Here is a 19,414-nt window from a genome sequence, read left to right as displayed (position 1 = left end):
AAGGCCGATTCACCCGGCTGACGCGGGAGGCCGGCCCTTCGGCTCAGCGAGCGGCGGAGGTACGGCGCTGGGGGCGACGACGGCCACCGGTGGCAGCTGCAGCGCCCTGACCGGCCGAACGCTGGCCGCCGGCCGCGCGCTGCCCACCGGAGGATCGCTGACCACCGGCGGAACGCTGTCCGCTCGACGAGGAACGCTGACCCGAACCGGAGCCCTGGCGGGGAGCCGACGAACGGCGGCTACCACCGTTGCGCTGCGGACGCGACGGCGCGGCAGCCTGCTTCGGGGCCGGCGCGACGTACGGCGCGATCTCGCCGACGAGCTTCAGCACGTGCTCGGAATCCGCCGTCACCTTGACGGGGGTGACGTCGATGGCGGCCTTGCGCATGATGGCCGCGAGATCCCGGCGCTGGTCGGGCAGGACGACGGTGACGACGTCGCCGGTGCTGCCGGCGCGGGCCGTGCGACCGGAGCGGTGCAGGTACGCCTTGTGCTCGGCCGGGGGATCGACGTGCACGACGAGTTCGACGTCGTCGACGTGGACACCGCGTGCGGCGACGTCCGTCGCCACGAGCACCCGGGCCTCACCCGACGAGAACGCGGCGAGATTGCGGTCGCGGGCGTTCTGGGAGAGATTGCCGTGCAGGTCCACCGCCGGGATGCCGGAGTCGGTGAGCTGCTTGGCGAGCTTGCGGGCCTGATGCTTGGTGCGCATGAACAGGATTCGGCGACCGGTACCCGAGGCGAGGGCGCGGACGAGGTCCTTCTTCGCATCCATGCCCGCGACGTCGAAGACGTGGTGGGTCATCGCGGCGACGGGGGAGGTGGCCTCGTCGACCGAGTGCATGACCGGGTTCTTCAGGAACCGCTTGACGAGCTTGTCGACGCCGTTGTCCAGGGTGGCCGAGAACAGCAGGCGCTGGCCGTCTTTCGGCGTCGCCGTGAGGATGCGGGTGACGCCGGGCAGGAAGCCGAGGTCGGCCATGTGATCGGCCTCGTCGAGCACGGTGACCTCGATGTCGTCGAGCACGACGAACTTCTGGCGCATGAGGTCCTCGAGGCGGCCCGGGCAGGCGATGACGATGTCGACGCCGCGACGGAGGGCCTCGACCTGGCGCTTCTGCGACACGCCACCGAAGATCGTGGTGACCTTCAGGCCGGACGAATGCGCGAGCGGTTCGATGGCCGCGGCGATCTGGGTCGCCAACTCGCGGGTGGGAGCCAGGATCAGGCCGCGCGGACGGCCGGCCGCCCGGGTGCTCCGCCCGGCGAGGCGAGCAGCGAGCGGGATCGAGAAGGCCAGGGTCTTACCGCTACCCGTACGTCCGCGTCCGAGCACGTCGCGACCGGCGAGGGTGTCGGGGAGGGTGTCCACCTGGATGGGGAAGGGGCTGGTGATCCCGGCGTCGTTCAGCGTGGCGACGAGCGGGCGGGGCACCCCGAGATCGGAAAATGATGTGGTCATGGAACAGCGCTGCCTTTCGATGCGGCGTGTGTGCACTCGACGGGCCGTGTGCCCGTGGTGCTGTGCGATCGCCGCAAGGAAGGCCGGTGCATCTGTGCGTACTGCATCTGTGCGTGCGGGCCGGGCACGATCCCGGGCCGCCGGTATCCCACGACGGTGGGCGTCGTCGTGACGCCCGAACCATGTCACCCTACCGCACGGGGTGCGTCGGTCCCCTGATGTGACTACAGACCCACCCATTCCGAGGCGCCCTCGGTGAAGTGCTGACGCTTCCAGATCGGCACCTCGGCCTTGATACGTTCCACCAGTTCGGCGCAGGTGGCGAAGGCTTCGGCGCGGTGCGGGGCGGCGACCGCCGCGACCAGCGCGAGATCGCCGATGGTGAGATCGCCCACTCGGTGCACCGCCGCGACCGGGAGCCCGGACTTCATCGCGACGTCCTCGCAGCACCGCCGCAGGAACGCTTCGGCATCCGGGTGGGCCTGGTACTGCAGCGCGGTCACCGACTGTCCACCGTCGTGATTGCGGACGACACCGGTGAAGAGCACCACCGCACCGTGTTCGGCGCCTGCCACCGCGGCGTCCACCGCTGCGGGATCGAGCGGCTCCGAGGAGATCCGGGCCAGTAGTTCACTCATGAGCGCCGCCTCCTGCGACTTGTGCCAACAGATGGTCGAGGATCGGGTCGAGGGCGGCGAGACCGTCCTTCACCCCGCCGGGCGAGCCGGGCAGGTTCACGACGACCGTGTGGCCGACGAGACCGGCGACGCCGCGCGAGAGCACGGCGTGCGGGGTGACCTCGAGTCCGCGCTGCCGGATCGACTCCGCGATGCCGGGCAGTTCACGATCGAGCAGGGCGAGAGTCGCTTCGGGGGTCGCGTCGGTCGGCGACGCCCCGGTTCCGCCGGTCGTGACGACCAGGGCAGGGCCGGGGCGGACCGCGTCGGCGAGACCTGCGGCGATGTCGGCGTCCGCGTGGACGAGGGGGCCGCGGACCGTGAATCCCTTGTCCTCGAGCCACGACCGGATGAGCGGTCCGGTGCGGTCCTCGCGGGTGCCCGCGGCGACACCGGTCGACGCGACGACCACCGCGGCGGAGCGTCCGGTCTCCTCCACGGGCTGTTCGTCGGTGCCGGTGGTCTCGTCCCGGCCGGGTGCGTCGTCGCGGGTCCAGTGGCCGCGCTTGCCGCCCTCCTTCGAGATCAACCGCACACCGTCGAGAACGGCGGCCGGATCCACGGCCTTGACCATGTCGTGCAGGGTCAGGCCGGCGACGGCGACCGCGGTGAGCGCCTCCATCTCGACTCCGGTCGGGCCCTTGGTCTTCGCGGTGGCCTCGATCGTGATCGAGGTGTCGGTGAAGTCGAACATCACCTTCACCGACGACAGCGCCAGCTGGTGGCACAGGGGGATGAGCTCCCAGGTGCGTTTCGCCGCCGCGATGCCGGCGATGCGGGCCGTGGCCAGGACGTCGGCCTTGGGCATGTCGTCGGCGCGGACGAGCGCGACCACCTCGGGAGTGGTGACGAGTTCGCCTGCCGCCACGGCGATCCGTGTGGTGTCGGTCTTCGAGGAGACGTCCACCATGCGGGCGCGTCCCTGGTCGTCCAGGTGGCTGAGGTCGGTCACAGGATCCGTACTTTCACGAGGTCTCCGGCTTCGAGGGAGGTGGTGTCGGCGGGGATGTCGAGGAGCACGTCGGCGGCGGCGAGTCCGGCGACGAGATGCGACCCGTGCCCGCGGAAGGGGGTCACCCCGTTCTCGTCGAGTCGCCCGCGCAGGAACTGCCGGCGTCCCGGGATCGACGTGAGATCCTCGGTGAGCGGCAGGCTCTCGCACACGACGGGCGGATAGCCGGCGGCGGCCCGCAGTGCAGGTCGCGCGAACACCTCGAACGAGACGAGCGCGCTGACGGGATTGCCGGGGAAGGTCAGGATCGGCACGCCGTCGACCACGGCGGTGCCCTGAGGGCCGCCCGGCTGCATCGCCACCGAGACGAACTGCCCGCCCCGCGGCGCGAGCGTGTCCTTCACGACCTCGAAGTCGCCTTTCGACACTCCGCCCGAGGTGAACACGACGTCGGCGACGCCCACGGCGTGTTCGAGCATCGTCACGAACTCCTCCGGATCGTCGTGGCAGTGGTCGATGGTCACGACGTCGGCACCGTTGGCCGACGCGCTCGCGGCCAGCGCCGGTCCGTTCGAGTTGAAGATCTGGCCCGGCCCGAGTTCGCTCCCTGCGGTGACGAGTTCGCTGCCGGTCGAGATGATCGCGACCCGCGGTCGTGCGCGGACGGGGATCGAGGTCAGGCCGACGGCGGCGAGCGCGGCGATGTGACGGGCAGCGAGGACCGTGCCCGCGGGAAGCAGCAGATCGCCCTTGCGGACATCGGTTCCCGCCTCACGCACATAGGTGCCGGGCGTGACGCTGCGCTCCACGGTTACCGTGCCGACGCCGTCCGAGTCGGGAGTGGTCGCACGGGTGTCCTCGACCGGGACGACGGCGTCGGCGCCGTCCGGGACGGGCGCGCCCGTCATGATCTTCAGCGCGTGTCCCGGTTCGAGTGCCGCGACGGTGTCGCCCGCAGCCAGCACGCCCTGGACGGGCAGGTCGGTGGGGGTCGACGCGAGATCGCCGGCGCGGACCGCGTAGCCGTCCATCTGGGAGTTGCGGAAGGGCGGCAGGTCCAGCGGCGACTCGATGTCCTCCGCGAGGGTGCGGTGCAGCGCGTGCGCGAGCGGCACACGCAACGGGCTCTTCTTCCGCAACGGGTCGAGCAACGCCGCCACGTGCTGTTCGTGTTCCTCCACGGACCGCCTGCCGCTCGTCATGCCGCCATCCTAGGCACACGGGGGCCGTGTCCCGCCGCCGACGACGCGCCGCGTGTGCCCCGTCTGTCCGGATGCGATGTCACGGTCGGCGGTTGTGGGCATACTGGGCTGTATGAAAGCGATGGTCGTATGACAGCGGTGGACATGGGCATCCCGGTCGTGCGCGATCGCGCAGACGACGTGTCCGATCGGCCCGACGTGCCCGAGCTGCTCGATCGCTTCGGGCGCATCGCCCGCGACCTACGTGTGTCCCTCACCGAGAAGTGCTCGTTGCGCTGCACCTACTGCATGCCGGCCGAGGGACTTCCCGAGATTCCGCGCGACCAGCTGCTCACGAGCGCCGAGATCGTGCGTCTGGTGGGCATCGCGACCGGTCGGCTCGGTGTCCACGAGGTGCGCTTCACCGGTGGGGAACCGCTCATGCGCCGCGATCTCGAGGAGATCGTCGCCGGATGTGCGCAGCAGACCCCGGGGCTGCCGATCGCGCTGACCACCAATGCGGTCGGTCTCCGGCACCGTGCGCGGGCGTTGGCGGACGCCGGACTGACCCGCGTGAACATCTCCCTCGACACCATCGACCGCGAGCACTTCGCGCGGCTCACGCGCCGCGACCGGCTCGATTCGGTGCTCGACGGCATCCGCGCCGCGGTGGCCGCCGGACTGGGACGGGTCAAGGTCAACGCCGTCCTGATGCCGGAGACCCTCGAGGGCGCGGCCGACCTGCTCGCGTGGTGCCTCGACGAGGGCGTGGAACTGCGGTTCATCGAGCAGATGCCTCTCGACGCCGATCAGAACTGGGCGCGCTCGCAGATGGTGCCGGCCCAGCAGTTGCTCGACGTGCTCGGGCAGCGGTTCACGCTCACGGAGACCGAACGCGAGGACCCGTCCGCGCCGGCCGAACGCTGGCTCGTCGACGGCGGACCGGCGACCGTCGGCATCATCGCGTCGGTGACGCGGTCGTTCTGCAGCGACTGCGACCGCACGCGGTTGACGGCCGAGGGAACGGTCCGGTCCTGCCTGTTCAGCGACCGGGAGACCGACCTGCGCGCCGCTCTGCGAGGCGGCGCCACCGACGACGAACTCGCCGCGCTGTGGCGCGGGGCGATGTGGAACAAGTGGGCCGGACACGGCATGGACGCGGCGGACTTCGCGCCGCCGCAGCGGAGCATGGGAGCTATCGGTGGCTGAGGTGACGACCGGGATCGAGGTGCGGTACTTCGCGGCCGCAGCGGATGCGGCCGGACGCGAGAAGGACACGATCGACCTGCCGGAGGGTGCCGATCTCGGCGCGCTGCGTGCCGTGCTCGTCGATCGTTACGGCGCCGGCATGGAGCGGGTCCTGTCGGTGGCGGCCTTTCTGCTCGAACCCGGCGATGGTGGCACGGGCGAACTCACCCGGGACCTCGGCCGACCGGCCGGGTCCCGAGTGGACGTCCTGCCGCCCTTCGCGGGTGGCTAACCCTCGCGCCACCAGGTGTCGAAGGGCGCCACGGGCATCACGCGCTTGTGCCGCGTGTCGAGGAACTTGGTCTCGAGGCGCTTGGCGAGGTCGTCGGTGACGTCCTTGCCCTCGAGATAGTCGTCGATCTCGCTGTAGGTCATGCCGAGCGCTTCCTCGTCGGGCAGCGCGGGACGGTCGTCCTCGAGATCAGCGGTGGGGATCTTGATCCAGGTGCTCTCGGGCGCGTCGAGTTCGCGCAGCAGCGCCGCACCCTGCCGCTTCGTGAGACCGGCCAGGGGGGTGATGTCGACGCCGCCGTCGCCGTACTTGGTGTAGAAGCCGGTCACCGCTTCGGCGGCGTGGTCGGTGCCGACCACGAGGTAGCCGAGTTCTCCGGCGATCGCGTACTGGATCATCATGCGTTCGCGGGCCTTGATGTTGCCGCGCACGAAGTCGCGCAGACGGGTCTCGGTGCCGTACAGCGCGCGAGCTGCTTCCGAGGCGGTCGCGTCGGCGCCGGGCTTCACATCCACACCGAGAGTGCGGTCGGCTCCGATGAATTCCAGTGCGACGAGGGCGTCGTGCTCGTCGGCCTGCTTGCCGTAGGGCAGGCGGACCGCGACGAACTCCGCCGTGTGGCCCTCGGCGCGGAGCTTCTCCGCGGCGAGCTGGGCGAGCTTGCCGGCGAGTGTGCTGTCCTGCCCGCCGCTGATGCCGAGCACGAATCCCTTCGCGGGAGTGCTGCGCAGGTAGTCGGCGAGAAACTGCACCCGCGCGTCGATCTCGGCGCGTGGGTCGATGGAGGGTTTCACCCCGAGTTCTTCGATGATCCGATCGCGAAGGTTCGTCATCTTCACGACCCTAGCGTTCCCGTGTTACTGCTGTGATACAACGGAGAAGAGGGCGGGGCGAAGAGGGCGGGGCGAAGAGTACGGTCGGGCAGACTCTTCGGGGTGAGCACCGGAGACGTCTTCCGCAAACACGACCCGCACGCGCAACCGGATTTCTTCCGGGCCGAGGCGGCCGGTCTGGCCTGGCTCGCCGATGCCGGTATGCCGGTGGCGGCGGTGCGGTCGGTGAGCGAGCACCACATCGAACTCGAGCGGATCGCCGAGGCATCCCCGTCCGTCGAGGCCGCACGGGAGTTCGGTGCCGCACTCGCCCGGATGCACGACGTGGGCGCCGCCGGTTTCGGTGCGGCACCCGACGATTACGACGGGCCGCTGTTCATCGGCCGCCGCCCCATGAGCCGCACCGTGCACGACACCTGGGGAACGTTCTACGTCGCAGAGCGGGTGCTGCCCTTCCTGCGCATCGCGGTCGAGGCGGGCAGCGTCACCGACCGTCAGCGCCACGACATCGAGGCCGCCTGCGATCTCGTCGCCGCCGGCGCCTTCGACGACGAGGATCCGCCCGCGCGCCTGCACGGAGACCTGTGGAACGGCAACGTGCTGTGGTCGCCGCGCGGCGTCGTCCTGATCGATCCGGCCGCGCACGGTGGCCACCGCGAGACGGATCTGGCGATGCTCGCGCTCTTCGGTTGCCCGTACCTGGGCGGGGTCGTCGACGGCTACGAGTCGGCACATCCGCTGCGTGCCGGATGGGAGCAGCGGGTGCCCGTGCACCAGCTGCATCCACTGGCGGTGCACGCCGCGGGATACGGTGCCGGGTACGGGCGGGAGCTGCACCGGGCGGCACTCGCGACCCTCGAACTCGGAGGCAGTACGTGAACGGGATCCTCGTCGTATCCGCAACCCGCGCCGAGGCGGCGCACGTCCCGGAACGCTACGAGACGGTGATCACCGGGATCGGGAAGGTCGACGCGGCGGTCGCCGTCACCGCGGCGCTCGCGGGGTATCCGGCCGACGCGCGGCCGCTCGTCGTGAACATCGGCACCGCCGGCGCATTGCACACCCACCACTCGGGACTGTTCCTGCCGTCCGCCGCGATCAACCACGACATCAGCAGCGAGATCCTGAAGAGCCTCGGTCACCCCGTGCAGGACGTCGTGCAGATCGACGACGGTGACGGCAGCGTGCTCGCCACCGGTGATTCGTTCGTCTCGGACGCCGAGATCCGCGACGCGCTGTCCGCGCGCGCCGATCTCGTCGACATGGAGGGTTTCGCGGTCGCCTATGCCGCCCGCCGCATGGGTGCGCGGTGCCGGCTCGTCAAGCACGTGAGCGACCGGGCCGACGATTCGGCGCTCGACTGGCCGCAGCAGGTCGACCGCAGTGCGCAGGAACTCGCCCGCTGGCTCGTCGAGCGTTACTGAACGATTCGCCCTCGAACGATCTCAGCCCCCGTCCGTACGTTCGGTGAGGGTGACGGTCACCGCGCTGGTGGTCAGGGTGAGCACCTCCCCGTCGAGAGTCCACCGGGGTGTGCCCGCGAACAGCGTCCGCACCCAGTCGTCGGCACCGTCGCGCGGGGGAGGACACGCCATTCTCGTGGACGCGAGCGTCCCGGCGCGGATCCTGCTCCCGGACAGGTCGGCGGTGCCGGTGAACCGGTTGCATCCGGCGGACGCCGCGACCCGCTCCCGAGCGGGGAACGACAACTGGAGCGGACCGCCGCCGGGGATCGGCCGCCCCTCGACCTCGGTCGAGACGTAACGGCGACCGATCGGGTCGGACGGCGACGACCCGAACATTCCGCACCCGGACAGCAGCGCACCCAGTGCGAGGACGACGACCACGCGGACTGCTCCCGGCATGGGTCTCACGGTACCGAGGAGGGATCAGCGGGCCGTGAACTCCAGTCCGTCGGTGCCGTTCGCTGCGGTGAGGGTCATCGACGAGCCCTGGACGGTGTAGGTGGTCTCACCTGCGAGCACGTTCAGGATGTGCGTCTCGATGTCGGCGACCTCGGGATCGGCGCAGCCTGCGCGGGTCATGGTGAGCGGTTCGAACAGGATGACATCGTCGCCGACCTCGGCGCTGCCGCCGATCTCGTTGCACCCCGTGTTCCCGGTGAGGGTGCCGTCGTCGGCCAGGGTGAGTGTCGGCGCGGCGTTCTCCAGGGCGACCGACCTGACGACGGCGTCGGCGGTGCGCAGCGAGGTCACCACCCACTCGGTACCGGTGATCGGCAGAGCGGGGTCGGCGACCTTCTCGTCCTCGAGCGAGACCGTGATGTCGTCGCCGGTGAGCGTGAAGGTGTTCCCGTCGAGCGACCAGCGCGGCTCGGCGTCGAACAGCGTGGTGAGCCACGCGTCTGCTCCCTCGCGTTCCGGCAGGCAGGCCATCATCGTGCTCGCCAGGTCCGATGCCTTCACTCGCCCGTCGGCCAGGTCCACGCCGCCGACGAAGCGGTTGCAGCCGGCGGTCGCGGAGATGCGTCCGTCCTCCGGGAACTCGACGACCATCGGTCCGTCGCCCGGGATCTGCGTGCCGGTCACGCTCGTCGAGACGAAGGTGCGGCCGGTGAGGTCCTCGGCGGAGTTGCCGTCGGTTGAATCCGACTCGGTGGTGCACGCGGCAGCGATCGCCGCCAGGGAGACGACCGTGAGCACCCGGAATGTGCGAATCATGCCGTTACGGTACGGCGCTCGACCCGTTTTCGTGGATACCTCGGCCGGTCACGACACGGTGTGCCAGTTCGGCCCAGTTGTCGGCGAGTCGGCGGAGCGGATGTCCCAGCTCGCGCCACTGGTGGAGCACGAGGGTGGCCTCGAGCGACGCGACCAGCGAGGTCGCCAGCAATCGGGTGTCGCCGGCGACACCGGCGGCACGCAACAACGCGTCGATGTGGGCGAGCGAGACCAGGTGGGCGGGAGCGGTGTAGCGGGAGTCGGTGGCGGATTCGGCCGCGCGGAGCAGTTCGCCCTGCACCTCGACGAGTTCGATGCGCGCACGACCGAAGGCGATGAGCCGGTCCAGGGGATCGGCGTCCGGGCCGAGCGGCGGCGGGCCGAACAGGAAACCCTGCTGGAACTCGTGCTCGCTGTGGTCGAGCAGCGCCCGGACGAGTCCGGCGCGGGAGCCGAACCTGCGGAAGACGGTGCCCTTGCCGACCCCGGCCCGCGCCGCGACGGCGTCCATCGTCACGGCGTCGACGCCGCGTTCGGCGACGAGCAGCGCGGCGGCGTCGAGCAGACGGGAACGATTGCGCGCTGCGTCGCCCCGTTCGGAGAGTCGTTCGTCCGCCAGAGGGAGGGCCCGGTTGTTCGCCGCAGGCAGCGCCCGACCGTCCGCGTGCGGGAGGGGGCGAGTGTTCACAAGGTCACACTCTAGCGGGGCGGGGAATAAAGCGGACCGCGGTCCGTTTAACATTGCGTAGTCAACCACTTCGACCCGAGGATATTCCCATGACCCGAGTTCTCGCCCTCGTCGGCAGCCTGCGTGACGGCTCCGTCTCCCGCCAGCTCGCCGAGACTGCCGCTGCGGTCGCTGCCGAGAACGTCGAGGTGACCCTCTACGAGGGCCTCGCCGACGTTCCCTTCTACAACGAGGACCTCGACGGCGAGGCTGTCCCCGCCGCGGCCGTGGCCCTGCGTGACGCCGCTGCCGAGGTCGATGCCGTGCTGGTCGTCACTCCCGAGTACAACGGCACCGTCTCCGCGGTGCTCAAGAACGCCGTCGACTGGCTGTCGCGCCCCTACGGTGCCGGCGCACTGAGCGGCAAGCCTGTCGCCATCGTCAGTCAGTCGCCCAGCCAGAACGCCGCGAAGTGGGCGCTCGAGGACGCGGTCAAGGCCATCGGGATCGCCGGCGGCACGATCGTCGAGGGCGGCTCGCTGTCGATCGGCGAGACCTTCGGCAAGTTCGGTGGCGTGCACGCCAAGGAGCACGCCGAGACCGCGCAGCAGATCGCAGCGGTCGTCACCGCCCTGGCCGACGCCACCAAGGTGCTCGCCAACGCCTGATCGAGACGTCCGTCGGCCCGGCGGACCGTCCGACACCCCCGGTGCCGGAGACCCGCGAGGTCTCCGGCACCGCGCGTATCCGCAGGGTCCGGCCGAGCCGCGGACGCTCCGCTCGTCGCATCTCGACGGTTCGACGACGCCTGCAGCGGGAATGCCCCGAACACAGCCCACTGTTCGGAGGTTTGCCCATGACAAGCGGGGACACGAGGACCGATACCGGCCACCGACCCGATCTCGACATAGTTCTCCACGTCGACGGGGTGGAGCGTCGCGTCCCGATCGACGTCCGCACCACCGTGCTCGACGCACTGCGCGACCGCCTCGGGATCACCTCCCCGAAGAAGGGATGCGATCTCGGTCAGTGCGGAGCGTGCACCGTACTGATCGACGGCCGGCGCACCCTCTCGTGTCTGGCCCTCGCCGCCTCGCACGACGGCGCCGAGATCGTCACCGCCGCCGGACTCGGCGATGGGGAGATGCATCCGCTCCAGGCGCAGTTCATCGAGGACGACGCCTTCCAGTGCGGCTACTGCACCCCCGGCCAGATCTGTTCGGCCGTCGGCATGCTCGACGAATTCGCCGACGGGGCACCGAGTCACGTCACGGCCGATCTCGAACAGGCACCCGAACTCGACGACGACGAGATCCGGGAACGCATGAGCGGCAATCTGTGCCGCTGCGCGGCCTATCCCAACATCGTCTCGGCGATCCGCACCGTCGCCGCCGGCGACAGCCGAATCGGTGCCGGCGACAGCCGACTCGATACGGAGGAGACGCGATGAGTTCTCTCCGTTACGAGCGACCGGCAGATCCCGCCGCCGCCGTCGCCGTCGTGCACGAGACACCGGGTGCGGTCTTTCTCGCGGGCGGCACGAATCTCGTCGACCACCTCAAACTCGGCGTCGCGACCCCCGATCTTCTCGTCGACGTCTCGCATCTTCCGCTCGACACCGTGGAGGAGGCGGCCGACGGGGGAATCCGGGTGGGCGCCAATGTCCGCAACAGCGACCTCGCGGCGCATCCCTTCGTGCGGCGCAACTATCCGGTGCTGTCGCGCGCACTGCTCGCCGGTGCCTCACCCCAGCTCCGGAACACCGCGACCACCGGCGGCAACCTGCTCCAGCGCACGCGGTGCTCGTACTTCCGGGACGTGAGCACCCCCTGCAACAAGCGCGAACCCGGCAGCGGCTGCTCCGCCATCGGCGGATACACCCGCTACCACGCGATCCTCGGCGCCTCGGAGCGCTGCGTGGCCACCCATCCTTCCGATATGGCGGTCGCCCTGCTCGCACTCGACGCCGAAGTCCTCGTCCTCGGCCCGGACGGTGAGCGCGCCATCGCGGTGGAGGACTTCTACCGACTCCCGGGCGACACACCCGAGCGCGACACCGTGCTCGAACGCGACGATCTCATCGTCGGCGTACGGATCCCCGCAGCGCAGAGTTCGCTGTCCACCTATCGCAAGGTGCGCGACCGGGCGTCCTACGCCTTCGCGCTGGTCTCCGTAGCGGCCGAGATGACCGTTGCGGACGGGACGATCACCGGGTGCCGCATCGCATTCGGTGGGGTCGCCCACCGGCCCTGGCGGGCACACCGCGCGGAGGAAGCACTTCTCGGGCACCAACCCTCCGACGAGGTCTTCGCCACCGCGGCCGAGGCCGAGCTCGCCGACGCGAGCCCCCTCGACGGCAACGCCTACAAGATCCCGCTGCTGCGGCGAACCGTGGTGGCGACCCTGCGCGAACTCGACGAACGGGAACGAGGTGAATCCGCATGAGCCCCGAGCCGATCCGAGCAGGTGGGCGCTCCACCGCGCGAATCGACGGACCGGCGAAGGTCGCCGGGACGGCGCCGTACGCCTACGAGCACCCGGTCGACGACCCCGCCTACCTCGTACCGCTCACCTCCACCATCGCCCGTGGACGCGTCGACCGGATCGACACCGCCGCCGCCGAAGCGGTGCCGGGGGTGCTGAAGGTCCTCACTCCCTGGAACGCCCCACGTCTCACCGAGGAGGCCGAGGGCGAGTACTCCGTCCTGCAGACACCCGACGTGCTGTACCGGGGCCAGATCATCGGCGCGGTCGTCGCGGAGAGCTTCGAGATCGCCCGGGAGGCATGCTCGCTCCTGAAGGTCGAATACAGCGAGGAACCGCACGACGCGCTCTTCCGCGCCGACCATCCCGACGCGTACACACCCGAGACCGTCAACGGCGGCTACGAACCCGACACCGAGCGAGGGGACGTCGACGCGGCGTTCGCCCGCGCCGAGACGGTCGTCGATCAGTGGTACTCCACCCCCGAGGAACACAACAACCCGCTCGAACCGCACACCGTCGTCGCGATCTGGCGGAACGACGTCGTGCCGTCGAACGGTGAGACCGACGCACACACCCTGACGCTGTACACCTCGACGCAGCATCCGCACGGTGTCGTCGAGACCCTCGCGCCGGTCTTCGGTCTCGACGCGGCCCGGATGCGGGTGGTCTGTCCGTACATCGGTGGGGGATTCGGTTCCAAGGGCGGTCCTCACGCGCACGACGTCCTCGGCGGACTCGCGGCGCGGGCCCTGCCGGGGAAGGCGGTCAAGTTCGCGGTCTCCCGACCCGATATGTTCGGTTACGTCGGTTACCGCGCTCCGACCGCCTCGCACATCCGGCTCGCGGCCGACCGCGACGGCAGGCTCACCGGTCTCGTGCACGAGGCGTTCGCCCAGTCGTCCCGGGTCACCGAATTCGTCGAACAGGCGGGGGTGCCGCTGCGCAATCTCTACGACGTCGCCAACGCCCGTACGTCGCATCGCGCGATCACCCTCGACGTGCCGGCGCCGTTCTGGATGCGCGCTCCCGGCGAGGCGCCGGGCATGTTCGCCGGCGAGGTCGCGATGGACGAGCTCGCCGCCGAACTCGGGATCGACCCGATCGAACTGCGCATCCGCAACGAACCCGAGTCCGATCCGGAGACGGGAAAGCCGTGGTCGTCGCGCCGGCTCGTCGAATGCCTCCGCGAAGGAGCACAGCGATTCGGATGGGATCCGTCCGACCGCGAACCCGGCACCCGGCGGCAGGGCAACACCCTGATCGGTACCGGCATGGCGGTCGCGACCTATCCCCACATGGTCAATCCCGGTTCGGAAGCCCAGATCCGGCACCTCGGGGAGGGGCGCTACTCCGTCCGCATCGGAGCCACCGACCTCGGTACGGGTGCGTGGACGACCCTGACCCTCATCGCAGCCGACGCACTCGGATGCCGACCGGAGGACGTGGACCTCGAGATCGGCGACAGTGCACTGCCCAACGGCACGGTGGCCGGCGGATCGTCGGGCACCTCGTCCTGGGGTACCGCGATCGTCACGGCCGCAGAGCAATTCGGCAAACGCTTCGGCGACGACCCACCGGTGGGTGCCGAACTGTCCGCGTCGGCAGCCGAGAACCGCGAACTCGAGCACTACACCGCGCAGTCCTTCGGTGTGCACTTCGCCGAGGTGTATGTCGACGCCGACACCGGCGAGATCCGGGTGCCCCGGATGTTCGGTCTGTTCTCCGTGGGACGGGTGATCAACCCACGTACGGCGCGTTCGCAGTTCATCGGCGGGATGTCGTTCGGGATCTCGATGGCCCTGTTCGAGGAGAGCATCCGCGACGCGCGTTTCGGGCACGTCGTCAACCACGACCTGTCCGAATACCACGTGCCGACACACGCCGACATCCGTGGGATCGAAGCCGATTGGCTCGACGACGAGGACCTGCACGCGACACCCATGGGGTCGCGGGGGATCGGTGAGATCGGGATCGTCGGCAGCGCCGCGGCGGTCGTCAACGCCCTGTGGCACGCGACCGGAGTGCGGGTCCGGAACCTGCCGGCCCGCCTCGACGACCTACTGCCCGGCCTGCCCTGACGCGTCGGACCGGTAACAGACCAACAGCCAGCGATTGGTGCCGGCCTGCCGCCGGTACCGAAGTTCGTCGAGCGCGGCGAGGGCGATGGCAAGTCCTCGACCGCGCTCGGCGAGGACATCCGGAAGTTCGACCGAACGCAGATCCACCCGGGCCGGGGCGCCGTCGTCGACGAACACGGCCTCCAGGCGCTCCGGATGGAGTTCCAGGGTCAGCGTCACCGAGACCGCGTCTCCCCGGCCGGCATGCTCGATGATGTTCGCGCCGATCTCGGCGACCGCGATCTCGAACTGCATGCGGTCGGACTCGTCGAGCTCCTCGGCGGCGAACATCTCGGCGACCAGGTTCATGATCCTGTCGAGGGTGCCTTCACTCGTCGTGGCCGACAGCTCCCACCGCATCGAGGGGCCCTGGTCCGGTTGCATTTCCGGTGGCCGGTCAGTCGCCATCGAACGCCGTGTCCGCGGAATCGTGTGTCGTCAGCACCCGGTCGAGCCGGGTGAGCGCGAGGACGCTCTGTACCTGGGCGGTCGGTGCGGCGATCCGCAGGTCGCCGCCCGCCTGACGGGCGGCCTTCAACCCGGAGACGAGTGCGCCGAGACCGGAGGAGTCGATGAAGTCGGTCCGGCTGAGATCCACCACGAGCCGGCTGGATCCGTTCTCGACGAGACCATGTAGCTGCTCGCGAAGGCGCGGTGCCGCAACCATGTTCAGGCGGCCCGTGGGCTGCACGACGGTGCTCGTTCCCACCTGGCGGGTTTCGTAGTGGCTCATCGATCTCCTTTGCTTTCGGGTCCACGGTAGCGAGCCGCTTGGATCACCACCGAGAGAATGAACAGGTCGAACACGACCCAGACGAGGTTCGCGGTGACTCCCAGCACCGAGATATCGCCGAGGAACAACCGCACGGTGCCGATGATCGCTGCGACCACCAACAGCGCCATGACGAGCAGCTGCTGCCGGAACAGATACCACGGGACACCCTCGCCCCCTTGGCGCGTCTTCGGAGTGACCGCGAAGTCCAGCGGCTTGTCGAAATACACGTTGAGGAAGGCGGTCCAACACGCCCTGATCCACACCGGGAACAAGGCGAGGCTGTACTGCTGGCCACGCCAGGTCGGCGTCCCGCGGCCCACGATGAAGAACAACAACTGACTCAGGATGAGGAACGGGACGAGTCGCGCGAAGAAGTCGAGGCTGAACGCCTCGACCGGCAGGACTCCGAAGACGAGATAGATCACCGGCGCCGCGAAATAGGCGAGGGCTGCGAATCCGGAGAGATAACTCCACATCGTCGACCAGTACATCAGGCGCTGCGCGACGGTCATGCCCTTCTGGACGAGCGGGTTCTCCCGGAGCATCACCTGGATCGTGCCCTGCGCCCAGCGAAGTCGTTGGGTGACCATCGTCTTCGGATCCTCCGGGGCCAGCCCGTAGGCCAGGATCTCGTGGTGGTAGACGGACTTCCAGCCGGCGCCGTGCAGGCGCATCGAGGTGGCCATGTCCTCGGTCACGGAGATGGTCGCCAACGCGAGCATCGGTTCGGCCTCCTCCGCGCGGTCGACGTCGACCGCGCGGATCATCGCGCGGATCGATTCGAGCGCACCGAGCGGCGACCATTCGCGATCGGCCAGGCGTTCGAGCACGGTGTCGTCGATGGTGAGCGCGTCGGTACCGTGTGCGTCGAGCGCGGCGATCTCCTCGAGATCGGCGCGGATACCACCGAAGTCGGCGTCGACGATGCTGCGTGCAGCGGCGTCGACCGTCTGCTGGAAGCGGAAGGTGACGTCGGCGAGTGCCACACCGGTCCGGAGTTCGCTGCGTGCCGTGCGCACGGCACGGCGCACCGAGTCGAGTGCCGCGGCCACATCGGGCTGATCGGCGGGCACTTTCCGGCGCGCGCGATCGACCACCTTTCCGGCGGTACGCAGGGTGCGTTCCACACCGTCCTCGACGGCCTGGACGTAGCCGGCGATGCCGAGCTGCATGAGTGCTTCACGTCGGAGGATCGCGTTGGACCCGCAGAAGAAGGCCGCGTTCCAGCCGTCCTTGCCCTGCTGGATCGGGCCGTAGAACAACGGGGCCTGACTGCCGAGTGGATCGGAGTCGGGGACATTGGTGAAGTACTGCGGGGTCTGGACCAGCGCCATGCTCTCGTCGGTGAAGTATCCGAGTGTGCGGTCGAGGATCTCGGGTTCGGGCACCTGGTCGGCGTCGAGGATCAACAGGAACTCGCCGTCGGAGTGCAGCAGGGCGTTGATGAGATTGCCGGCCTTGGCATGACGGGGCTTGTTCGTCCAGCTCGCCGAGCGTGTCATGTAGTCGACACCGAGTTCGGCTGCGGCCGCGGCGAGTTCGGGCCGGGCTCCGTCGTCGAGGATCCACGTCCGGTGCGGATAGCGGATCCGCTTTGCTGCTGCGGCGGTGCGCAGCACCAGGTCGACGGGTTCGTTGTAGGTGGTAATGAAGACGTCGACCGTCATCCCTTCGGGTGCCGCCGGCGGCTCGGGGCGTCTCCTCAGCCGCCACATCGTCAAGGCGAAGAGCAAGGAGTCGATCAGGCTGTATGTCTCGGCAAGCACCAGTGGCACCGCGATCCACCAGGCGTCCCAATTCACCGAGAACAACCAGCGCCAGACGATGTAGTTCAGACCGACGACGACCGTGAGGACGATGAGGACACGCAGGAACGGGGACGGGTAGCCCTCTTTCGTGACGGCGTTCACAACACCTCGTTCCGTCGTATCGCGACGACCGTGACGTCGTCGAGCGGTGGTTCGCTCTCCGTCAAGGCTTGCGCAGCGTCCACCAGTGCCTCCGGGGTGGTATGAGCCGCAACGAATCGGCACAGTGCCGCAGGGTCGCTCTGCTCGTCGAGCAGGTCGAGGAGACCGTCCGAGCAGACCACGAGAGTGTCGCCCGGATTCAGCTGCGCGGTTGCCGATATCCACGTGGTCTCGGGGAGTATCCCGAGCGGAGGGCCGCCGCCGTGGAGCGGTTCGACCTCGCCGTCGGCACGCCGGATCGCGGCCAGACCGTGGCCGGCATCGGCGAACTCGATGTGCCCCGTCGAGAAGTCGATCGCGGCGACGAAGGCGGTGACGAACGTCCCGGTGTGCTCGAAGTCCTCCGCGAGGTGTTCCGCGGCGACCGACAGCGCCAATCCGGTCTCGAGGACACCTTCCGGCCGCCCGAACCGGTCGAAGACTCTTCCGACCCCGCGCAGCGAGGAACGTACGGCCGACGACAGTATCGCAGCACCGAGTCCTTTGCCCATGACGTCGGCGACGGTGATCACGACCCCGTCGCGGAGTCGGTAGTGGTCGAAGAAATCGCCGCCCACCATGTAGGCGGGCAGGCACACCGTGGCGATCCCGTAACCGGGAAGATCCGGGAGCGGCCGGGGCAGGAGTTGCCGCTGGATCTCGGCGGCCCGCTCGAGTTCGTCGGAACGATCGAGTTCGCGTTGAGCCCACTCGGCCAGCTCCGCGAATGTGTCGAGCTGATCCGGATCGAGGCTCCTCTCCTCGGTGTCATAGATGCAGAAGGTGCCCACGGGGTGACCGGTGGGGCCGAACAGGGGATAACCGGCGTAGAACCGGATCCCACCCTCACCACCGATACCGGGGATGTCCATGAAGGCGGGATCGGTTGCGGCATCGGGAAGGACGAGTGCGGGGTCGTCCGGCCGCTCGTACGCCCGCGCGATGGTGGTGCGGCACACCGTCCTCTCGCGAGGAACTTCGGAGAGTTGCAGTCCGAGGATCGACTTGAACCACTGCCGGTCGTGGTCCATCAGCGACACCGACGCCATGGGGACGCCGAACACGCGGCACGCCATGCGGGTGATCTTGTCGAAGCGCTCTTCGTGAGGGGTGTCGAGCAGCTCGAGCCGCTCGACGTCGCGCATGCGCTCGCCCTCGAGATGGTCGGGGAGCAGCGGCGCCTCGGATGTCATCGTGCGGTGTGTCTCCTGTGCAGAGCGTCGTCCAGGGCCGCCGCGCACTCGGCCGTGCTGGTCAGGCGCCAGTCGGTTTCCTTGTTGTGATGGAACCACACGAACGTCGTCACCGCGGGGTGACTGTCCAAGTAAGCCACCAGATCCCGGATCCAGTCCGGCTTCGATCCACCGGCCTCCGCGCTCGCGACCTCGGTGACTGCGACGGGACGCTCCGGGGCGAGCCGACCGAGCTCGTCGAAGGTCGGTCCGAACAGATCCTCGGGGGACTGCCAGCGACTCCACGGCCGGGTGGTGCCCCAGTTGTAGCCGTCGACCCCGATGACATCGACGTAACCGTCGCCCGGATACAGGGGGGCGATGGGGCTGCTGCCCTCGTGTGGGACGTTGACCGTCCAGATCCAGCGCACGTTGACGGCTCCCTTGGAGGTGAACAGGTCGTGCACATGTCGCCACGCCGCGACGTAGGTCTCCGCTGAGGTACCGCCGGCGGGACCCCAGGGGTACCAGTCCCCGTTCGGCTCGTGCGCGAAGCGCAGGAACACGGTCCCGCCCCAGGCGGCGAGCTCGTCCGCCCATCGGTAGAGATGGTCGTCGTGGATCCCCGCGGCGATGTCGGTCATCGTGATCGACGTCCGGTCGTACGTCCCGTCGTCGCGCTGCAACCAGGGCTCCCACGTGACGATCGGGTCGGCGCCCGAGGTGCGCACGATGTCGAGGGCCCCGAGGGGTGGCGGGGAGAGGAAGTCGACGAACCACAGCACCGCGCCGGGTGCGGTGCCGACCGCCTCGGTGACCGCGCGGTACTCGTCGACGGCCACCGGGCCGCCGGGGGTGCTGATGCCGAAGCGGGGACACGCGGTGCTCGTCTCGTCGAGCGGGGCGGAGATCGGTTCGCACTCACGGCGCGAGTCGCAGGCGACGCACAGGGACAGTGCCAGCAGTGCGGCAAGCATC

General features: G+C 69.3%; 21 protein-coding genes. 8 read left to right on the top strand and 13 right to left on the bottom strand.

Going from position 1 to position 19,414, the window contains the following annotated elements:
- Positions 1 to 43 precede the first annotated feature (43 nt).
- The 4 genes from C6Y44_RS16765 to C6Y44_RS16750 all read right to left on the bottom strand — a co-directional run bounded on the left by C6Y44_RS16765 (position 44) and on the right by C6Y44_RS16750 (position 4,296).
- Complete coding sequence (locus C6Y44_RS16765) at positions 44 to 1,465, bottom strand: DEAD/DEAH box helicase (RefSeq protein ID WP_159417925.1); 1,422 nt, start codon at positions 1,463 to 1,465, stop codon at positions 44 to 46.
- A gap of 224 nt (positions 1,466 to 1,689) precedes the next feature.
- The gene (locus tag C6Y44_RS16760) at positions 1,690 to 2,103 is read right to left on the bottom strand and encodes a molybdenum cofactor biosynthesis protein MoaE (RefSeq protein WP_120279800.1); all 414 of its coding nucleotides are present in this window, start codon (positions 2,101 to 2,103) and stop codon (positions 1,690 to 1,692) included.
- Positions 2,096 to 3,094, bottom strand: a complete 999-nt coding sequence (gene moaCB, locus C6Y44_RS16755) for a bifunctional molybdenum cofactor biosynthesis protein MoaC/MoaB (RefSeq protein WP_159417926.1) — start codon at positions 3,092 to 3,094, stop codon at positions 2,096 to 2,098. Before moaCB ends, C6Y44_RS16760 begins: the two co-directional genes overlap by 8 nt.
- Positions 3,091 to 4,296 (bottom strand): molybdopterin molybdotransferase MoeA, encoded by a 1,206-nt coding sequence (locus C6Y44_RS16750; protein ID WP_159417927.1) that lies wholly within the window; start codon positions 4,294 to 4,296, stop codon positions 3,091 to 3,093. Before C6Y44_RS16750 ends, moaCB begins: the two co-directional genes overlap by 4 nt.
- Positions 4,297 to 4,425: 129 nt before the next feature.
- Here C6Y44_RS16750 and moaA point away from each other — a divergent pair, with 129 nt between their 5' ends.
- Positions 4,426 to 5,484 (top strand): GTP 3',8-cyclase MoaA, encoded by a 1,059-nt coding sequence (gene moaA / locus C6Y44_RS16745; protein ID WP_026061344.1) that lies wholly within the window; start codon positions 4,426 to 4,428, stop codon positions 5,482 to 5,484.
- Positions 5,477 to 5,755 carry a MoaD/ThiS family protein gene (locus tag C6Y44_RS16740; protein WP_024101433.1) on the top strand — a complete coding sequence of 93 codons (279 nt, stop codon included), beginning with the start codon at positions 5,477 to 5,479 and terminating at the stop codon, positions 5,753 to 5,755. Before moaA ends, C6Y44_RS16740 begins: the two co-directional genes overlap by 8 nt.
- Here the strand turns inward: C6Y44_RS16740 and nadE are convergent.
- Positions 5,752 to 6,588 (bottom strand): ammonia-dependent NAD(+) synthetase, encoded by an 837-nt coding sequence (gene nadE / locus C6Y44_RS16735; protein WP_159417928.1) that lies wholly within the window; start codon positions 6,586 to 6,588, stop codon positions 5,752 to 5,754. The two genes, C6Y44_RS16740 and nadE, sit on opposite strands and share 4 nt — an antisense overlap.
- A gap of 102 nt (positions 6,589 to 6,690) precedes the next feature.
- Between nadE and C6Y44_RS16730 the strand changes: the two genes are divergently transcribed.
- Together C6Y44_RS16730 and C6Y44_RS16725 are read left to right on the top strand one after the other, a co-directional pair.
- Positions 6,691 to 7,467, top strand: a complete 777-nt coding sequence (locus tag C6Y44_RS16730; protein ID WP_159417929.1) for a fructosamine kinase family protein — start codon at positions 6,691 to 6,693, stop codon at positions 7,465 to 7,467.
- Positions 7,464 to 8,012, top strand: coding sequence for a nucleosidase (locus tag C6Y44_RS16725; protein ID WP_120279795.1), 549 nt, complete (start codon positions 7,464 to 7,466; stop codon positions 8,010 to 8,012). The genes C6Y44_RS16730 and C6Y44_RS16725 overlap by 4 nt, the downstream gene beginning before the upstream one ends.
- Positions 8,013 to 8,033: 21 nt before the next feature.
- Here C6Y44_RS16725 and C6Y44_RS16720 read toward each other — a convergent pair whose 3' ends face one another.
- From C6Y44_RS16720 to C6Y44_RS16710, 3 genes are read right to left on the bottom strand one after another with little or no spacing between them, the layout of a single operon-like run.
- Positions 8,034 to 8,453: an META domain-containing protein gene (locus tag C6Y44_RS16720; protein ID WP_225623582.1), complete on the bottom strand. Its 420-nt coding sequence runs from the start codon at positions 8,451 to 8,453 to the stop codon at positions 8,034 to 8,036.
- 24 nt (positions 8,454 to 8,477) lie between these two features.
- A complete protein-coding gene (locus C6Y44_RS16715; protein WP_159417930.1) occupies positions 8,478 to 9,269 on the bottom strand; it encodes an META domain-containing protein in 792 nt (263 codons plus the stop codon).
- A gap of 4 nt (positions 9,270 to 9,273) precedes the next feature.
- Positions 9,274 to 9,957 carry a TetR/AcrR family transcriptional regulator gene (locus C6Y44_RS16710; RefSeq protein WP_159417931.1) on the bottom strand — a complete coding sequence of 228 codons (684 nt, stop codon included), beginning with the start codon at positions 9,955 to 9,957 and terminating at the stop codon, positions 9,274 to 9,276.
- Positions 9,958 to 10,040: 83 nt separating this feature from the next.
- On the opposite strand from C6Y44_RS16710, the gene C6Y44_RS16705 reads away from it, so the two are divergent.
- The 4 genes from C6Y44_RS16705 to C6Y44_RS16690 all read left to right on the top strand — a co-directional run bounded on the left by C6Y44_RS16705 (position 10,041) and on the right by C6Y44_RS16690 (position 14,501).
- Positions 10,041 to 10,604, top strand: coding sequence for an NAD(P)H-dependent oxidoreductase (locus tag C6Y44_RS16705; RefSeq protein WP_174247129.1), 564 nt, complete (start codon positions 10,041 to 10,043; stop codon positions 10,602 to 10,604).
- Positions 10,605 to 10,792: 188 nt separating this feature from the next.
- A complete protein-coding gene (locus tag C6Y44_RS16700; protein ID WP_159417932.1) occupies positions 10,793 to 11,386 on the top strand; it encodes a 2Fe-2S iron-sulfur cluster-binding protein in 594 nt (197 codons plus the stop codon).
- The gene (locus C6Y44_RS16695) at positions 11,383 to 12,381 is read left to right on the top strand and encodes an FAD binding domain-containing protein (protein ID WP_159417933.1); all 999 of its coding nucleotides are present in this window, start codon (positions 11,383 to 11,385) and stop codon (positions 12,379 to 12,381) included. Before C6Y44_RS16700 ends, C6Y44_RS16695 begins: the two co-directional genes overlap by 4 nt.
- Complete coding sequence (locus C6Y44_RS16690; RefSeq protein WP_120279789.1) at positions 12,378 to 14,501, top strand: xanthine dehydrogenase family protein molybdopterin-binding subunit; 2,124 nt, start codon at positions 12,378 to 12,380, stop codon at positions 14,499 to 14,501. Before C6Y44_RS16695 ends, C6Y44_RS16690 begins: the two co-directional genes overlap by 4 nt.
- Here the strand turns inward: C6Y44_RS16690 and C6Y44_RS16685 are convergent.
- From C6Y44_RS16685 to C6Y44_RS16665, 5 genes are read right to left on the bottom strand one after another with little or no spacing between them, the layout of a single operon-like run.
- The gene (locus C6Y44_RS16685) at positions 14,481 to 14,948 is read right to left on the bottom strand and encodes an ATP-binding protein (protein ID WP_159417934.1); all 468 of its coding nucleotides are present in this window, start codon (positions 14,946 to 14,948) and stop codon (positions 14,481 to 14,483) included. The genes C6Y44_RS16690 and C6Y44_RS16685 overlap by 21 nt on opposite strands.
- Positions 14,938 to 15,273 (bottom strand): STAS domain-containing protein, encoded by a 336-nt coding sequence (locus C6Y44_RS16680; RefSeq protein ID WP_106199293.1) that lies wholly within the window; start codon positions 15,271 to 15,273, stop codon positions 14,938 to 14,940. Before C6Y44_RS16680 ends, C6Y44_RS16685 begins: the two co-directional genes overlap by 11 nt.
- Positions 15,270 to 17,225 carry a glycosyltransferase family 2 protein gene (locus tag C6Y44_RS16675; RefSeq protein WP_159417935.1) on the bottom strand — a complete coding sequence of 652 codons (1,956 nt, stop codon included), beginning with the start codon at positions 17,223 to 17,225 and terminating at the stop codon, positions 15,270 to 15,272. Before C6Y44_RS16675 ends, C6Y44_RS16680 begins: the two co-directional genes overlap by 4 nt.
- Positions 17,222 to 18,457, bottom strand: coding sequence for a PP2C family protein-serine/threonine phosphatase (locus C6Y44_RS16670; protein WP_106199295.1), 1,236 nt, complete (start codon positions 18,455 to 18,457; stop codon positions 17,222 to 17,224). Before C6Y44_RS16670 ends, C6Y44_RS16675 begins: the two co-directional genes overlap by 4 nt.
- Positions 18,454 to 19,413 (bottom strand): glycoside hydrolase family 26 protein, encoded by a 960-nt coding sequence (locus C6Y44_RS16665; RefSeq protein ID WP_159419178.1) that lies wholly within the window; start codon positions 19,411 to 19,413, stop codon positions 18,454 to 18,456. Before C6Y44_RS16665 ends, C6Y44_RS16670 begins: the two co-directional genes overlap by 4 nt.
- Position 19,414 lies beyond the last annotated feature (1 nt).

The organism is Rhodococcus rhodochrous (assembly GCF_014854695.1).
Classification (GTDB): Bacteria; Actinomycetota; Actinomycetes; order Mycobacteriales; family Mycobacteriaceae; genus Rhodococcus.
The sequence above is the reverse complement of the archived record's forward strand: the minus strand, read 5'-3'. Positions and strand labels throughout refer to the sequence as shown.

Bases quoted from the DNA above. Each gene is read 5' to 3' on its own strand.
- C6Y44_RS16765 (WP_159417925.1), bottom strand. From the start codon at position 1,465: ATGACCACATCATTTTCCGATCTCGGGGTGCCCCGCCCGCTCGTCGCC.
- C6Y44_RS16670 (WP_106199295.1), bottom strand. From the start codon at position 18,457: ATGACATCCGAGGCGCCGCTGCTCCCCGACCATCTCGAGGGCGAGCGC.
- C6Y44_RS16760 (WP_120279800.1), bottom strand. From the start codon at position 2,103: ATGAGTGAACTACTGGCCCGGATCTCCTCGGAGCCGCTCGATCCCGCA.
- C6Y44_RS16680 (WP_106199293.1), bottom strand. From the start codon at position 15,273: ATGAGCCACTACGAAACCCGCCAGGTGGGAACGAGCACCGTCGTGCAG.
- C6Y44_RS16695 (WP_159417933.1), top strand. From the start codon at position 11,383: ATGAGTTCTCTCCGTTACGAGCGACCGGCAGATCCCGCCGCCGCCGTC.
- C6Y44_RS16685 (WP_159417934.1), bottom strand. From the start codon at position 14,948: ATGGCGACTGACCGGCCACCGGAAATGCAACCGGACCAGGGCCCCTCG.
- C6Y44_RS16665 (WP_159419178.1), bottom strand. From the start codon at position 19,413: ATGCTTGCCGCACTGCTGGCACTGTCCCTGTGCGTCGCCTGCGACTCG.
- C6Y44_RS16750 (WP_159417927.1), bottom strand. From the start codon at position 4,296: ATGACGAGCGGCAGGCGGTCCGTGGAGGAACACGAACAGCACGTGGCG.
- moaA (WP_026061344.1), top strand. From the start codon at position 4,426: ATGACAGCGGTGGACATGGGCATCCCGGTCGTGCGCGATCGCGCAGAC.
- C6Y44_RS16690 (WP_120279789.1), top strand. From the start codon at position 12,378: ATGAGCCCCGAGCCGATCCGAGCAGGTGGGCGCTCCACCGCGCGAATC.
- nadE (WP_159417928.1), bottom strand. From the start codon at position 6,588: ATGACGAACCTTCGCGATCGGATCATCGAAGAACTCGGGGTGAAACCC.
- C6Y44_RS16715 (WP_159417930.1), bottom strand. From the start codon at position 9,269: ATGATTCGCACATTCCGGGTGCTCACGGTCGTCTCCCTGGCGGCGATC.
- C6Y44_RS16720 (WP_225623582.1), bottom strand. From the start codon at position 8,453: ATGCCGGGAGCAGTCCGCGTGGTCGTCGTCCTCGCACTGGGTGCGCTG.
- C6Y44_RS16700 (WP_159417932.1), top strand. From the start codon at position 10,793: ATGACAAGCGGGGACACGAGGACCGATACCGGCCACCGACCCGATCTC.